The organism is Pseudomonas frederiksbergensis (genome assembly GCF_035751725.1).
Taxonomy (GTDB): Bacteria; Pseudomonadota; Gammaproteobacteria; order Pseudomonadales; family Pseudomonadaceae; genus Aquipseudomonas; species Aquipseudomonas frederiksbergensis_A.
Genome location: NZ_CP142104.1, coordinates 5,120,162 through 5,134,591, shown reverse-complemented (window position 1 = coordinate 5,134,591; position 14,430 = coordinate 5,120,162). Strand labels below are relative to the sequence as shown.

Sequence of the window (14,430 nt, the reverse complement as noted above, 5' to 3'; positions counted from 1 at the left end):
ATATGCCACTTTGATCGGCCTGGGGGCGGTGCTTAACTGAATCCCTGCTGGCCGACCGAGGAGCCCCGCCATGAACCTGCATCAGTTCGCCGAAACCCACGACGTCACGAATCAGCCGCCGTCCCTGGACGGCGCCAACCTGTACCGCATCGATCTGCCGTTGCAACAGTGGTCTCGACGCTTCGGTGCTGATTGGGCGCAGGCGCGGATCGATGCCTACGGTGCGCTGGCCGGCGGGCCGTTGATGGAAGCGGGATTCCTGGCCAACCAGAACAAGCCGGTATTTTCCAGTCACGATCGCTACGGCCACCGTATCGACCTGGTGGAGTTTCATCCTGCGTATCACCAACTGATGCGTACCGCCGTCGAGCACGGCTTGCCCAGCCTGCCGTGGGCCCATCCGCAACCCGGCGCCCATGTCGCCCGCGCGTCGATGACTTACCTGCACAGCCAGGCCGAAGCCGGAACCGGTTGCCCGTTGACCATGACTTTCGCGAGCGTGCCGGCGCTGCGCCTGCAACCCGATCTGGCCGAGCATTGGGTGCCGAAAGTGCTCGCCACCGAATACGACCCGCGCAACGTCGGCATCGCCCACAAGGCCGGGGTGACCCTGGGCATGGCGATGACTGAAAAACAAGGTGGCACCGATGTGCGCGCCAACACCACCAAGGCCTATCCGGTGGGCGCCAGCGGACCGGGCCAGGCCTATGAACTGGTGGGGCATAAATGGTTCTGCTCGGCACCGATGTGTGACGCCTTCCTCACCCTGGCCCAGACCGACAAGGGCCTGACCTGTTTCCTGCTGCCGCGTCATCGCCCGGATGACACACGCAATCAGTTTTATATCCAACGGCTGAAAAACAAGCTGGGCAACTGCTCCAACGCGTCCAGCGAAGTCGAGTTCCGTGGCGCACTGGCCTGGATGGTCGGTGAAGAGGGCCGAGGCGTGCCGACGATCATCGAGATGGTCGCCATGACCCGTTTCGATTGCATGGTTGGCTCCAGCGCCCTGATGCGCCAGGCCTTGACCCAGGCCAGCCACCACTGCGCGCACCGCCTGGTTGGCGGCAGGGTTTTGAGTGAACAGCCGCTGATGCAAAACGTGCTCGCCGACCTGGCTCTGGAAAGCGAAGCCGCGCTGGCCCTGAGCCTGCGCATGGGGCGGGCGCTGGATCATCTCGACGACGCACACGAAGCCAAGTTCGCTCGGCTGGTGACGGCGGTGGGCAAGTACTGGATCTGCAAGCGCGCCCCCGCGATGATCAACGAAGCGGCGGAATGCATGGGCGGGGCCGGCTACGTCGAAGACAACATCCTGCCGCGCCTGTACCGTGAAGCGCCGGTCAACTCGACTTGGGAAGGGTCTGGCAACGTGCAATGCCTTGATGTGTTGCGCGCCTTGTCCAAGGAGCCCGGTGTGCTGGAGGTCTTGTTCAGCGAGTTGGGCGACGGCCACGGCGACAAGCGCCTGGCCGGGCACATCCACCAATTGCACGCAGCCTTCAAGGACACCGGCGACATCCAGTACCGCGCCCGGCAATTGACCGAAGATATCGCCGTGGGCCTGCAAGCCAAGCTGTTGCTCGAGGCGGGGAACGGCGAGGTCAGCGATGCCTTTATCGCCAGTCGCCTGGGCTCGACTGGTCGGGTATACGGCGCCCTGCCTCGGGGCTTGAATGTCGAGGCGATCGTCGCCCGCTCGACCCCGCAGGGGTTCTGAAACAACCCTACCTATTGTGGAAGCGATCGAGTCCAATACGCCACTGTTCCCGTCCGGCGGCGATGCAGGCAAGATGAAGGCCTGCAAGTCAGAACACAGGAAGCTGATCGTGACCGAAGCGTTTATTGTCGTTCAAACCGCCGAACAAGCCGTGGATCGGCTGGCGGCCCTGCACGAGCGTGCGACCACTGCGCTGAACCAGGCGCTCAAGCGTTATCTCAAGGACCGCGTCGAGCCGGATGCCGAGCAACGGGCCTTGTTTCGCTACCCGGCCCTGCGCTTGACCTATCATTGTCACGGCGAAGTCCCGCAAACCACTCGCGCCTACGCCAAGGTCCAGCTGCCCGGCACTTACAGCGTCACCGTTACCCACCCGGCCGCGTTTCGCAAATACCTGCTGGAGCAGCTCGTGCCGTTGATGCACGACTTCACCGTCACCGTCGAGGTGGGTGTCAGCGAGCAGAACATTCCGTACCCGTATGTGGTGGAGCAGGGCGACGAACTCGCCGGCTCCGGTGTGACTGCCGCCGTGCTGGCGCGAGTCTTCCCTAGCACCGATTTGTCAGCTGCCACTGATGGCATCGCCGACGGTCTCTACGATTGGGAAAACACCGATCCGCTGCCCCTGGCGCTGTTCGACGCCGCACGGGTGGATTTCTCGCTGCGTCGCCTGGTGCACTACACCGGCAGCGACTGGCGCCATGTGCAGCCGTGGATCCTGCTCACCAACTACCACCGTTATGTCGACCAGTTCATTGTCCACGGCCTTGAGCAATTGCGCAGTGACCCGCGCTTCGTGCGGATGGTGTTGCCGGGTAACGTGATCATCGACAAGAACATGGATCACGGCGAAGCCTCTGCCATCGCCGCGGGCGTGGTCTGGCATCGCTATCAGATGCCGGCCTATCACTTGCAGGCCAGCGATGGCCATGGCGTGACCCTGGTGAACATCGGCGTCGGCCCGTCCAACGCCAAGAACATTACCGACCACCTGGCCGTGCTCCGTCCGCATTGCTGGCTGATGATCGGTCACTGTGGCGGGCTGCGGCAGTCCCAGACCATTGGCGACTATGTGCTGGCCCATGCCTACATGCGCCGCGATGGCATTCTCGATCGGGTGGTGCCGCCGAACATCCCGATCCCGGCCTTGGCCGAAGTGCAAATGGCACTCCAGCAGGCGGCGGCGAACATCACCGGCGAAAAAGGCGATGAGCTGAAAAAACGCCTGCGCACCGGCACCGTGCTGACCTATGACGATCGCAACTGGGAATTGCGCTGGGCCCAGGAACGGCCATTGATCAACCTCTCCCGCGCTGTTGCGGTGGATATGGAAAGCGGCACCATCGCCGCCCAGGGGTATCGCCTGCGGGTGCCTTACGGCACGTTGCTTTGCGTTTCGGACAAGCCACTGCACAGCGAGATCAAGCTGCCGGGCTCGGCCAACGCGTTCTACGAGCGGGCGGTCAACCAGCACCTGAAGATCGGGATCGCCGCGCTGGATCTGTTGCGCAACGAACTCAACTCGTTGCATTCGCGCAAACTGCGCAGCTTCGACGAGCCGCCGTTCCGCTGATCGGGTAGTGGTCATTTAACGGTCGGGCCACTAGCATGGTCGGCCCAGACCGTTAGATGTTGTCGCTGCCATGCCCCGTCCGCCCCGTCCCGTTTCCCGCCGCCCTGGCGCGAAGCCTCCAGCCTCCGCCCCGCGCCGCGTGGCCAAGGCGCCTCCGGCCGAGCCGAAGCTGATCCTGTTCAACAAACCCTTCGATGTGCTGACGCAATTCAGCGACGGTGAAGGGCGCGCCACGCTCAAGGATTTTATCGACGTGCCCGGCATCTACCCGGCCGGTCGCCTGGACCGTGACAGCGAAGGGCTGTTGTTGCTCACCAACGATGGACAGTTGCAGGCGCGCATCGCCGACCCCAAGCACAAACTGGCCAAGACGTACTGGGTCCAAGTCGAGGGGGAGCCGAGCGACGAACAGTTGCAGCGCCTGCGTGCCGGTGTGGAATTGAACGATGGCATGACGCTGCCGGCCGAGGCCCGCCAATTGGACGAACCGCAATTGTGGCCGCGCAATCCACCGGTGCGCTTTCGTAAAAGCGTACCGACGTCTTGGCTGGAATTGGTCATTCGCGAAGGGCGCAACCGCCAGGTGCGACGCATGACTGCTGCCGTGGGGTTGCCGACCTTGCGCCTGGTGCGGGTCAGGATTGGCGACTGGACAATCGAAGGCCTCGACCAAGGCCAGTGGAAGGAAGTGCCAGCGCGTCTATAACGTGCCGGACTCGATCAGGCCGATCACCACGCTCTTGATGATGAACGCCGCCACGCCCAGGCCCAGCACGAAAAACAGGATGAACGAACCAAAGCGTCCGGCCTTGGACTTCTTCGCCAGGTCCCAGACGATAAAGCCCATGAAAATGATCAGGATGCTGACCAGGCCGGTCATCATCCACTCTTCGAAAACAGCAGGATCCATCGGGGCACTCCGGCGTGGACGCGGTTGTAAAAAGGCGGGGCGAGTATACGGCATGGTGGCCGGGTGCAGGATTGGGCTGCGGCGGTGTGTCGCAGCTGTTCATCGCGGGCTGGAGATCTTGTGGCGAGGGCGCTTGCTCCCGCCGGGTTGCACAGCGACCCCAAAAAAATCTGACCGGTTCCTGATTGCCAGTGGAGCGGTTTGCGACTGCTGCGCAGTCGAGCGGGAGCAAGCTCCCTCGCCACAAAAGCGGTCAGCTACGCAGATGCGTCAACGGTAATTCAGTGCTGTTGAGCACCTGGTTCAGCACAAAACTCGATCGCACGCTGGTGACCCCTTCGATCCGCGTCAGGTGCCCCAACAGCAGCTTCTGGTAATGGTCCATGTCCGGCACCACCACTTTGAGCTGGTAGTCCGCGTCGATGCCGGTGACCAGGCTGCACTCTTGCACTTGCGGCAGGTTGCGGATCGCGGCTTCGAAGGTCTCGAAGCGATCGGGGGTGTGGCGGTCCATGCCGATCAGCACGTAGGCCGTCAGGCTCAGGCCGAGCATCTTGCGGTCGAGCAGGGCAACCTGACGGGTGATATAGCCGTCGTCTTCCAACTGCTTGACCCGCCGCGAGCACGGCGAGGGCGACAGGCCGATGCGTTCGGCCAGTTCCTGGTTGGAGATACGCGCGTCGCGCTGCAATTCCGCCAGAATACTCAGGTCGTAACGGTCGAGTTTGCTCATCGAGCGGGCCTTTATCTGGTTAATTGCGTGAGATTATCCATCCAAGGCTAAAAATTGCGCAAGTGGAGTTTAATCCAGCAATATTCGCAATCGGCTGCCGACGCCTCGGGCCTATGCTTACCACCAAGATCACTGCTCGGACAAACAGTCCAGTGCAGCCCGCCCAATCCGGCCGGCTGCGGTCGCAGTACCCACCGGTACTGGCAGACCCCCGAGCTGCACACTGTCCAGAAGACGGCGTGAGGTGAGCCGACGTCAAAAGCGTCGCGCACGGACGAAGTTCTCAAGGGGAGGCCGACGGGCCTCCCTTTTTTATGCCTGCGAAATAAAGCCCACGGCTGATAACCTATCGCAGAACCGGCCTGGGCTTTCCCCAGTCTTACTTTCAGGCCCCGAACCGTTGTGAGGAATTTCATGAAGTCGCGCATCTGGCGTTTGGCAGGTGTTGGTCTGTTGTGGGCAAGTGTCAGTGCGCAGGGAATGGCCGACGATCAGCAAAACCGTGGCGGCCCCGAAGGCGGCCCAGGGCAGAACGGACGGGGTGGCAATGGCCAGGGGTATCCAGGCCAGCCCCGGCAGCCAAGCAACGAGATCATCCGGGGCGACAACAGCCGACAGTTCGAGGTCAGGCCGCAAAATCCGGGTGGGCAGCAGTATGATCGCCCACCACAAGATCCCAATGCTTACGATCGCCCGCCGCAACAACAACCCGGCAATAACCTGCCGATCCAGGGCCGGCCCGACAGCGTGACCCAGACCCGTGAACCACAACCGGGCTACTATCGCGACATCCCGCGTCGCAACGATGGTTACCCGAATGCAGGCCCACGTCCCGGCCACGAGGGGCGTCCCGACCAGCATTGGCCTGGCCGGCCCGACGGCCATGGCAACGGCTGGGGGCCGGGACCGCAATATCGCCCGGGGTATGTGATCGACCGTTTCCCTGACCGCAATTATCGCGTGCCCTATCGCGGCCACGATTATTTCTACTCCGGTGGCTACTGGTATCGCCCCCAAGGGCCACGTTATGTCGTGGTCCAGCCGCCACGGGGCATTCGTACCCGCTACCTGCCCGACTACGCCCGTGAGGTCTGGATCGGCAGCTCCCTGTTCTTCCTTGCCGCCGGCGCTTATTACATCTACGAAGCCAATACCCGGGATTACGTTGTGGTCGATGCGCCGATCGCCAACCCGCAGCCGCAACCGCAGGGCAACAGTTTTGATGTGGTGGCTTATCCGGCGAACGGCCAGTCCCGGGAGCAGGTCAACCAGGACGGCTACGATTGCTATCGCTGGGCGGTGCAGCAGAGTGGGTTCGACCCGCGCAACTACACCTACCCGCCGGCGCCGGAAGTGGTACAGACCTACCGCCAGGCGCAGGGCAATTGCTTGAGTAGCCGTGGGTATCAGGTGACGTACTGATCACTCGAAATGGAAAAAACGGTTCCCTGTGGCGGGTTCTGTGGTCGGCATCAAGCGCTGGCGCGCTTCACCACTTCCGACGGATCGGCATGCACCAGCACCTCGGTCTTCGGGTAAGCGCGATGAATCGCATCGGCGGCCTGGTCGCTGATGCCGTGGGCTACCGACAGGGTCAACTCCCCGGGTAATTCCAGGTGCAACTGCACAAACCAATGGTTGCCGGAGATCCGCGTGCGCAGGTCATGGGCGCCGAGCACGCCGGGCACCGCACAGGCCAGCTCCAGCATGTGCCGGCTGACGTCGGGCGGCAGCTCTTCATCCATCAGCACGGCGAAGCTTTCCCGGGCAATCTGGATGGCGCTCCACAGGATATACGCCGCGATGCCGAGGCCGAACCAAGCGTCGAATTGATACCAGCCGAGTCCAGCCAGGACCAGCGCCACCAGGATGCTGCCGTTGAGCAACAAATCCGAGCGGTAATGCAGCGAATCGGCGCGCACGGCGTTGGAGCCGGTGGCGCGGATGACCCGATGCTGCAGCGCCAACAGGGCCAGCGTCAGGACCAGGGAAAACACGATCACGCCGACGCTCAGCCAGGGCGCGTCCACGGGGAGTGGGTTCTTCAAGCGCTCGAAGGCCTGCAACCCGATCAGTACCGCACTGCCACCGATAAACAGTGCCTGGGCCATGCCGGCCAGGGATTCGGCCTTGCCATGGCCGTAGCGATGATCGTCATCGGCAGGGCGCAGCGCGTAGTGCACCGCCAGCAGATTGAGCAGCGAGGTGACGCCGTCCAGCGCCGAGTCGGTCAGGCCGGCGAGCATGCTTACCGAGCCGCTGAGCCACCAGGCCAACGCCTTGGCGAGGATCAAGACAAGTGCCACGGCCACCGACGCCCGGGTGGCCAGGCGCAACAGGCGAGCGTGTTCGGTGCTGGTGGTCATGGCGCGGTCTTCCTTGGGTTACGCCCGTTATGCGGCGGGTATGAGACCGAACGCGGCCAATTGCTGGACGTTGCCCTTGTGCTGGATAAGGCGAGGATCGTCCAGCGGGAAGCTGCGGCCCAACTCGCTTTCCAGGATCGCTTGCAGCTTTTGGTTATTGACCGTGCCGTCGGGGTTGATGGCCGGCTTGAGTTTCTCTGGCTCGATCTGGACGCTGCGGCCCGGTTCGAAATAGATCGCGCCGGTGGCGAAGTCGACGGCGAAGGCGATCAGGCCGGGGATGATATAGAACAGCAGGCCGACGGCATCGAGGGCGGCGATGGCCGGGTCGATCTTGCCTTCGATCTGGCCGCGACGGTCCGGGTAGAAGATCGAGCCACACGCGCTGATCTGGGTCAGCAGGGTGGCGACCAGGACGCCGCCGATCACGCGAAAGGGAATACGCATAGCAATCTCCTGAGCAGGTATGGGCGTTGCTGGTTGGAGTCCAGACCACGCTAAACAGTTCGCCGTTATACTCGGCCCTCTGTTTTGGAGCCAGCATGATTTCTTTGCCGATTGATGAAGTTTTACCCACCCTGCGCCAAGCCCTGGCCTCGCGCCACGAAGCGGTGCTCGAAGCGCCCCCCGGCGCCGGTAAAACCACCCGTGTTCCGTTGGCCCTGCTGAACGAGCCCTGGCTGGCCGGGCAGACCATCCTCATGCTCGAACCCCGGCGCCTGGCGGCACGGGCGGCGGCCGAGCGGCTGGCCAGCGAGCTGGGGGAAAAAGTCGGAGAAACCGTCGGCTACCGGATTCGCCTCGACAGCAAGGTCGGCCCCGATACCCGCATCGAAGTGGTCACCGAAGGCATCCTCACTCGCCGCCTGCAAGATGATCCGGCGCTGGAAGGCGTGGGGCTGCTGATCTTCGATGAGTTCCACGAGCGCAGCCTCGACGCCGACCTCGCCCTGGCCTTGAGCCTCAATGGCCGCGAGCTGTTTCGCGAAGACCAACCGCTGAAAATCCTGCTGATGTCCGCGACCCTGGAAGGCGAGCGCCTGGCCGGTCTGTTGGACGACGCGCCGATCCTGCGCAGCGAAGGACGCATGTTCCCGGTGACGGTGCGTTGGGGGCGGCCGTTCCAGCCCGGCGAGTTCATCGAGCCACGGCTGGTGCAGACCGTGCTCGAAGCTCTGCACGATGAAACCGGCAGCGTGCTGGTGTTCTTGCCTGGGCAAGCGGAAATCCGTCGCGTTCACCAACAGTTGGCCGATGCCCTCGGCGACGGTGGCAACGTGTTGCTGTGCCCGCTGCACGGTGAGCTGGACCTGGCGGCCCAGCGCGCTGCCATCGATCCGGCGCCGCCCGGCCTGCGCAAAGTCGTGCTGGCCACCAACATTGCCGAAACCAGCCTGACCATCGATGGCGTGAGAGTGGTGATCGACGCCGGACTGGCCCGGGTGCCGCGTTTCGATCCGGGCAGTGGCATGACCCGGCTCGACACCCAACGTATTTCCCGGGCCAGCGCGACCCAGCGGGCCGGTCGCGCCGGGCGCCTGGAACCGGGGGTGTGCTATCGGCTGTGGTCCGAAGACCAGCACGAACAATTGGCCGCCTACGGCAGCGCCGAGATTCTCTCAGCGGACCTGGCCGGGTTGGCCCTGCAATTGGGACGCTGGGGCGTGACACCGCAGCAACTGGTCTGGCTCGACGTCCCGCCTGCCGCTGCTTATGCCCAGGCCCAGGACCTGCTGCAACGTCTCGGCGCACTCGACGGCGGCCAACTGACCCGCCACGGCCAGACCATGGCCGAACTGCCGGCCCATCCGCGCATTGCCCATCTGCTGTTGCGCGGCCAGGCGCTGGGGCTGGCGGACATGGCCTGCAACGTCGCCGCGCTGCTGGGCGAGCGCGACATCCTGCGCGGCGCCGGGGCGGATCTGCACAGCCGTCTGGTCTTGTTGTCCGGTGAGGAGCGAGCAGCACGCGGCGCCCAGGGTGGCGTGCAGCGGGCGCGGCAATTGGCCCGGCAATATCGCGGCTATCTACGGGGCAAGGCCGAGGAGGCCGTCGCCGATCCCGATCATCCACGCTGGCTCGGTGCATTGTTGGCGTTGGCCTATCCGGATCGTGTCGCCCAGCAACGGCGCCCCGGCGGTGCGGAATATCGCCTGGCCAACGGTCGTGCGGCGCTGTTCGCCGAGGCCGACAGCCTGATGAAACAACCCTGGCTGGTCATTGCCGATTTGGGCAGTCGCCAGGGCCAGCGGGAAGAGCGGATCTACCTGGCGACGGATTTCGACCCGGCCCTGTTCGATTCAGTGCTGGCCGAACAGGTGCAGACGGTCGATCAACTGGACTGGGACGAGCGCGAAGGCGTGCTGCGGGCCGAGCGTCAGCGCAAGGTCGGCGAACTGGTGCTCAGCCGCGAGCCGTTGACCGGCCTGGATGAGGCGGCCCGCAGCCAGGCACTGGTCAATCTGGTCCGGCGCAAAGGCCTCGAACTGCTGCCGTGGACGCCGGAGTTGCGGCAATGGCAGGCGCGGGTGGCGCTGTTGCGTCGGCTCGATAGGGAGAGCAAGGGCGAGAGCGAATGGCCGGACGTCAGCGATGCGGCGTTGCTGGAAAGCCTCGAACACTGGTTGATGCCTTACCTGGGGCGTGTGTCGCGACTCAGTCATTTCGCCAACCTGGACCTGTCGAGCATCGTCCACAACCTGCTGCCCTGGCCATTGCCGCAACGCTTGGACGAACAGGCGCCGCACCATTTGAGCGTGCCTTCCGGGTCGTCGATTCGCCTGGACTACAGCGAACACCCGCCGATCCTGGCGGTGCGCTTGCAGGAACTCTTCGGTCTGTCCGACACCCCGCGCATCGCCGGCGGACGGCAGGTGGTCAAGCTGCACCTGCTATCGCCAGCACGTCGACCGGTGCAGGTGACCCAGGACTTGGCGAGCTTCTGGCGCAACACCTACGCCGAGGTGAAGAAAGACCTCAAGGGACGATATCCCAAGCACTACTGGCCGGACGACCCGCTGGTGGCGGAAGCGACGGCGCGGGCCAAGCCGCGCAAGTGAAAGGGCCCAAGGTCTGTAATCTGAAACACAGCCCCCTTGGGAGCGAGCAGGCTATCCCACAGTTTCTAAAAGCTGTCACGGCATCGCCGGCAACAGAAACCGCGCAATCACCGGCAAATGATCGGAGATGCGCAATGTGTCATCCTGCCGCACCTGGGCCTGGACCCGCTTGAGGCGCGGGCTGTAGAACAGGTAGTCGACGGTGCGGTCGGGGCCGTTGAGGCCAGGGTCGTTGGGGTAGTGGGTCAGCCAGTGGGCGCGGTCGATGCCACTGGCCTCGTTGTTGGTGGGGATCATCGGGTATTTGTCCCACAACAGGTGCAGCTCGCTGTCGGCGGAGTAGGGCGAGCGCTGTTCGTTTGGCAAACGCCGGTATTGGCCCAGGGGCAACAGGTTGAAATCGCCGCCGATCAGCCAGGGCGTGCCGGCGGATTCAAGCTTGTCGAGGGACTTGGAAACGGCACCGATCTGTTTCTGCGCGGTGTCGTCCGGTTGCGTGGCCCGCTCCAGGTGCGTATTGAGCACCGCCAGCTGCCCCCCGCCGTCCAGGACCAGGTAACTCACGAGCAGGGCGTTTTTCGGCTGGAACTGGCGGCTGATGAAATTCCCATCAGCCACCGGCAATTGCACTCGCTCGGCGTGGTCGATGCGGTAGCGGCTCAGCGTCGCCAGCTGCCGGCCGACGCTGCCGAAGATCCGCGGGTTAGGGATGAAGTCGGCTTTCCAATCGAACGCGCTGGTGCCGCACGGGTAGAGGTCGGCCAGGCGCTCCTGCAACAGCTTGAGCTGGTCCTGGTAGTCGCTGGCCTTGGCGCCGTTGTCGAGTTCCTGGAGCAACACCACATCCGGTTGCTCGTCGCGAATGACCCGGGCCACTTCGTCCAGGCTGAAGGCCATGTCTTCCGGGGTCGGGCTTTCATCGTTGCCTTGGGCAAGGTCGTGCCAGAACACGTAGCGCTTGCCGGCCAGGAATTGCACGTTCCAGGTCATGACCTTCAAGGCTTGGCCGGGCATCAACGGTGCGGCGTTCGCGGCGCAGCTGACGGGCAGCGTTTCCCGGGCCTGGGGACGCCACGTCAGGCCATAAACCGAAAAGGCTCCGATGCCGATAATCAACAACAGGCCCAGCAGGGCGTATCGCAGCAGACGGGTCATGACTGAGGTTTTTCAGCAATCAACATGAACATGCGGAACAGTACCACCGTGGTAAACAGTTGCAGGAAGCTGTGGATGCTGTCGACCAGCAAACTGACCAAGGGGTTCTGCGGCGGCGGATACACCGAGACGCTGGCGCCCTTGAGCAGCCACAGCGGGATCATCACGGCCAGGATGCACAGCAGGATTCGCCAGAAATGACCGCGACTCATGCGCAGGCTTTCCTTCATCGCTGCCAGTGGAGTCATGCCTTTGAGCACCAACAGATATTCACCGAAGGCCAGGACGACCATCAACCATAGCCCCGGCAGGAAATACAACGAGATGCCAATCAGGATCAGCAGCGTATTGAGGGCGGTCAGCAAGGCGAAGCGTGGCCATTGCAGGAGCGAGGCGGCGAGCAGGTCGCGGGGGCGAGGGGCTTCGCCACGACTGCGGGCGTCAAGAAACAGAATCAACGCCGCCGTGTACAGCGGGTACACCAATAACCCGACGATCACGCTGTAGCCGGAAAAACCGTCGGCCGCGACGGCGCTGTCCACCCCTTGCTGCAGCACCGCTTCGAGTATCACCAGCGGCAGGCACAACTGGGCGATGCGGCCCAGATGGCGCTTGAAAAAATACAAGGAGTCACGCAGTACTTCTAACGGATTCATGGGTCGGTATCGCAGTTCAGAAAAGCGGTCCGACACTTTACCCATCAGCTGCCCGCATAAACAAACGTAAACATCAGGTAAAGACCGTTGAAAGCGTCTTGGCGGACCCCATTACTGACGGGCACCGGTCTTGTGCGGACCGGCTTGGTTTTTTATCCGGCAATCTGATGAGGTCGCCATGAACAGCGAAGAACAAACCCTGATCGATGGACTGTTTTCACGGTTGCAGCAGGCCGAAATGGATTCAGCGCCACGCGACGCCCAGGCCGAGGCGCGGATCAAGGAGCATTTGGCCAGGCAACCTGCGGCGGGCTATTTCATGGCCCAGGCGATCCTGGTGCAAGAGGCGGCGATCAAGCGCCTGGACGAGCAGAACACCCAACTCTCCCAGCAGATCGAACAACTGCAAGCGCAGTTGCAGCAGTCCCGCAGCCAGGCATCCGCGCCAAGCGGTGGCGGTGGTTTCCTCTCAAGCATCTTCGGCGGCAGCAACCGCGATTCCCGGCCCGCGAGCGCGCCGGCCCCCAGTGGTGGCGGCTGGCGCGAACCGGCACGCCCATCGTTCAATGCGCCGACACAGCAAGGCTTCGGCGCCGCGCCGGGCAACTATGGTGCGCCGCAACAGCAAGCCCCGGCGGCGGGCAGCTTCCTCGGCGGAGCGCTGAAGACCGCCGCAGGCGTGGCCGGTGGCGTGATGTTGGCCCAAGGCATCAGCAGCCTCTTCCACAGCGATCAACCCCAGGAAATCGTCGAGGTTCTCAAGGAGGAACCGGCCCAGCCCGTCAACGACACTGCCAACAGTGGCGACAATGGCTGGGGCGATGAGCCGCGCGTGGCTGACAGCGACACCTATGGCAATGACCAGGGCGGTTTTAGCGACGCGGACTACAGCGACGATTCGTCTTTCTTCGGCGACGACGACTCCTTCGTCTGACCCGCCATTCGTCCGGGGCGCCCTGGCGCCTCGAGGCGATTACTCGCAGAACATTCCTCGAGGCTGGCATACTGGGCGACTTTTCGGGCCGGGTGGCCTACGCGCGTGCGTATCAACGAGGAAACGCGGTGAAAAAAATTGCAGTGTTCGCCGATGTCCAGAACCTCTACTACACCGTACGCCAAGCCTATGGTTGCCATTTCAACTACGCCGCGCTGTGGGCTGATGTGAGCAAGCAGGGGCAGATCGTCGAGGCCTACGCCTATGCGATCGATCGCGGTGACAGCAAGCAGCAGCAATTCCAGCAGATCCTGCGCAACCTGGGTTTCACCGTGAAGCTCAAGCCTTACATCCAGCGCAGCGATGGCTCGGCCAAGGGCGACTGGGACGTGGGCATTACGCTCGACATCATGGACGCCGCCGATCACGTCGATGAGGTGGTGCTGGCCTCCGGCGATGGCGATTTCGACATGTTGCTAGAACGCATCATCAGCAAGCACGGCGTGCAAGCGGTGGCCTACGGTGTACCGGGGCTGACCGCCAATTCACTGATCCGCGCCGCCAGCCGCTACGTGCCCATCGAGGGCGCGCTGCTGCTCAAGAATTGAACTTCAAGGAGCCCCACGGGTTTGGAACGCATCGCAGTCATCGACTTTGAAACCACCGGCATTACCCCGAGCAGCGGTTGCCGGGCCACGGAAATCGCTGTGGTGATGCTCGAACAAGGCCGGATCGTCGACCGCTACCAGAGCCTGATGAATGCTGGCGTTCGTGTACCGGCCTTCATCGAACAACTGACCGGCATCAGCAACGCCATGCTGCGCAGCGCACCGTCGGCGGAAAAGGTCATGAACGAGGTCAACGAGTTTGTCGGCACCACGCCACTGCTGGCCCACAACGCGGCGTTCGACCAAAAGTTCTGGGATTTCGAGCTGGGACGCATCAAGCGCACCCGCTTGCAGAATTTTGCCTGTTCACTGTTGCTGGCCCGGCGTTTGATGCCGGCGGCGCCGAACCACAAGCTCGGCACCCTCAACGTGTTCGCCGGCTTGCCCCACACCGGCCAGGCCCACCGGGCCATGGCCGACGCCGAAATGGCCGCCAACCTCACCGCGCACCTGGCTTCGGAATTGCGGCAAAAGCATGGGCTGCGGGAGCTGTCCCATGATTTGCTGTGCAGTTTGCAGAAAGTGCCGGCGGCGAAAATCAATGAGCATCTCAAGCGGCACCGCGGGTTCTAAGCACTCAACATTAAAAGTGTATGGCTCGGATAAACAGGTTTTGTAACTTAATTTCTGTCGAGCGCCTTTTTAGAATGACGGGT

14 protein-coding genes are annotated in these 14,430 nt (G+C 63.2%); 8 read left to right on the top strand and 6 right to left on the bottom strand.

The genetic code is table 11. The features are described from left to right. Positions 1-70 precede the first annotated feature (70 nt). From VQ575_RS23020 to VQ575_RS23010, 3 genes are all read left to right on the top strand, one after another. Positions 71-1,720, top strand: coding sequence for an acyl-CoA dehydrogenase family protein (locus VQ575_RS23020; protein WP_039594080.1), 1,650 nt, complete (start codon positions 71-73; stop codon positions 1,718-1,720). A 73-nt stretch (positions 1,721-1,793) separates the two neighbouring features. After that, positions 1,794-3,293, top strand: a complete 1,500-nt coding sequence (gene amn / locus VQ575_RS23015; RefSeq protein WP_162488980.1) for an AMP nucleosidase — start codon at positions 1,794-1,796, stop codon at positions 3,291-3,293. A gap of 139 nt (positions 3,294-3,432) precedes the next feature. Then, positions 3,433-3,999 (top strand): pseudouridine synthase, encoded by a 567-nt coding sequence (locus VQ575_RS23010; RefSeq protein ID WP_162488981.1) that lies wholly within the window; start codon positions 3,433-3,435, stop codon positions 3,997-3,999. Here VQ575_RS23010 and VQ575_RS23005 read toward each other — a convergent pair. Together VQ575_RS23005 and VQ575_RS23000 are read right to left on the bottom strand one after the other, a co-directional pair. Continuing rightward, complete coding sequence (locus VQ575_RS23005; protein WP_039594082.1) at positions 3,994-4,203, bottom strand: DUF2788 domain-containing protein; 210 nt, start codon at positions 4,201-4,203, stop codon at positions 3,994-3,996. The genes VQ575_RS23010 and VQ575_RS23005 overlap by 6 nt on opposite strands. Before the next feature lie 253 nt (positions 4,204-4,456). Further along, positions 4,457-4,936, bottom strand: a complete 480-nt coding sequence (locus VQ575_RS23000) for an Lrp/AsnC family transcriptional regulator (RefSeq protein ID WP_039594083.1) — start codon at positions 4,934-4,936, stop codon at positions 4,457-4,459. Between the two features lie 414 nt (positions 4,937-5,350). Between VQ575_RS23000 and VQ575_RS22995 the strand changes: the two genes are divergently transcribed. Beyond that, positions 5,351-6,358, top strand: a complete 1,008-nt coding sequence (locus VQ575_RS22995; RefSeq protein WP_039594084.1) for a DUF6515 family protein — start codon at positions 5,351-5,353, stop codon at positions 6,356-6,358. Positions 6,359-6,408: 50 nt separating this feature from the next. Here VQ575_RS22995 and VQ575_RS22990 read toward each other — a convergent pair whose 3' ends face one another. Then, positions 6,409-7,302, bottom strand: coding sequence for a cation diffusion facilitator family transporter (locus tag VQ575_RS22990; RefSeq protein WP_039594085.1), 894 nt, complete (start codon positions 7,300-7,302; stop codon positions 6,409-6,411). A gap of 27 nt (positions 7,303-7,329) precedes the next feature. Continuing rightward, positions 7,330-7,749: a hypothetical protein gene (locus VQ575_RS22985; RefSeq protein ID WP_039594086.1), complete on the bottom strand. Its 420-nt coding sequence runs from the start codon at positions 7,747-7,749 to the stop codon at positions 7,330-7,332. Between the two features lie 95 nt (positions 7,750-7,844). Here VQ575_RS22985 and hrpB point away from each other — a divergent pair, with 95 nt between their 5' ends. After that, the gene (gene hrpB, locus VQ575_RS22980; RefSeq protein WP_039594087.1) at positions 7,845-10,361 is read left to right on the top strand and encodes an ATP-dependent helicase HrpB; all 2,517 of its coding nucleotides are present in this window, start codon (positions 7,845-7,847) and stop codon (positions 10,359-10,361) included. Positions 10,362-10,436: 75 nt separating this feature from the next. Here hrpB and VQ575_RS22975 read toward each other — a convergent pair whose 3' ends face one another. After that, positions 10,437-11,516, bottom strand: coding sequence for an endonuclease/exonuclease/phosphatase family protein (locus tag VQ575_RS22975; RefSeq protein WP_325918475.1), 1,080 nt, complete (start codon positions 11,514-11,516; stop codon positions 10,437-10,439). After that, the gene (locus VQ575_RS22970; RefSeq protein WP_325918473.1) at positions 11,513-12,172 is read right to left on the bottom strand and encodes a YciC family protein; all 660 of its coding nucleotides are present in this window, start codon (positions 12,170-12,172) and stop codon (positions 11,513-11,515) included. Before VQ575_RS22970 ends, VQ575_RS22975 begins: the two co-directional genes overlap by 4 nt. Positions 12,173-12,350: 178 nt before the next feature. Between VQ575_RS22970 and VQ575_RS22965 the strand changes: the two genes are divergently transcribed. The 3 genes from VQ575_RS22965 to VQ575_RS22955 all read left to right on the top strand — a co-directional run bounded on the left by VQ575_RS22965 (position 12,351) and on the right by VQ575_RS22955 (position 14,347). Further along, complete coding sequence (locus VQ575_RS22965) at positions 12,351-13,106, top strand: DUF2076 domain-containing protein (RefSeq protein WP_325918472.1); 756 nt, start codon at positions 12,351-12,353, stop codon at positions 13,104-13,106. A gap of 128 nt (positions 13,107-13,234) precedes the next feature. Next, positions 13,235-13,714, top strand: coding sequence for a LabA-like NYN domain-containing protein (locus tag VQ575_RS22960; protein WP_030140338.1), 480 nt, complete (start codon positions 13,235-13,237; stop codon positions 13,712-13,714). A gap of 21 nt (positions 13,715-13,735) precedes the next feature. Beyond that, positions 13,736-14,347: a 3'-5' exonuclease gene (locus VQ575_RS22955; RefSeq protein ID WP_198724054.1), complete on the top strand. Its 612-nt coding sequence runs from the start codon at positions 13,736-13,738 to the stop codon at positions 14,345-14,347. Positions 14,348-14,430 lie beyond the last annotated feature (83 nt).

Coding starts and splice junctions, on each gene's coding strand:
- VQ575_RS23020 (WP_039594080.1), top strand. CDS start 71: ATGAACCTGCATCAGTTCGCCGAAACCCACGACGTCACGAATCAGCCG.
- amn (WP_162488980.1), top strand. CDS start 1,794: ATGAAGGCCTGCAAGTCAGAACACAGGAAGCTGATCGTGACCGAAGCG.
- VQ575_RS23005 (WP_039594082.1), bottom strand. CDS start 4,203: ATGGATCCTGCTGTTTTCGAAGAGTGGATGATGACCGGCCTGGTCAGC.
- VQ575_RS23000 (WP_039594083.1), bottom strand. CDS start 4,936: ATGAGCAAACTCGACCGTTACGACCTGAGTATTCTGGCGGAATTGCAG.
- VQ575_RS22995 (WP_039594084.1), top strand. CDS start 5,351: ATGAAGTCGCGCATCTGGCGTTTGGCAGGTGTTGGTCTGTTGTGGGCA.
- VQ575_RS22990 (WP_039594085.1), bottom strand. CDS start 7,302: ATGACCACCAGCACCGAACACGCTCGCCTGTTGCGCCTGGCCACCCGG.
- VQ575_RS22985 (WP_039594086.1), bottom strand. CDS start 7,749: ATGCGTATTCCCTTTCGCGTGATCGGCGGCGTCCTGGTCGCCACCCTG.
- hrpB (WP_039594087.1), top strand. CDS start 7,845: ATGATTTCTTTGCCGATTGATGAAGTTTTACCCACCCTGCGCCAAGCC.
- VQ575_RS22975 (WP_325918475.1), bottom strand. CDS start 11,516: ATGACCCGTCTGCTGCGATACGCCCTGCTGGGCCTGTTGTTGATTATC.
- VQ575_RS22970 (WP_325918473.1), bottom strand. CDS start 12,172: ATGAATCCGTTAGAAGTACTGCGTGACTCCTTGTATTTTTTCAAGCGC.
- VQ575_RS22965 (WP_325918472.1), top strand. CDS start 12,351: ATGAACAGCGAAGAACAAACCCTGATCGATGGACTGTTTTCACGGTTG.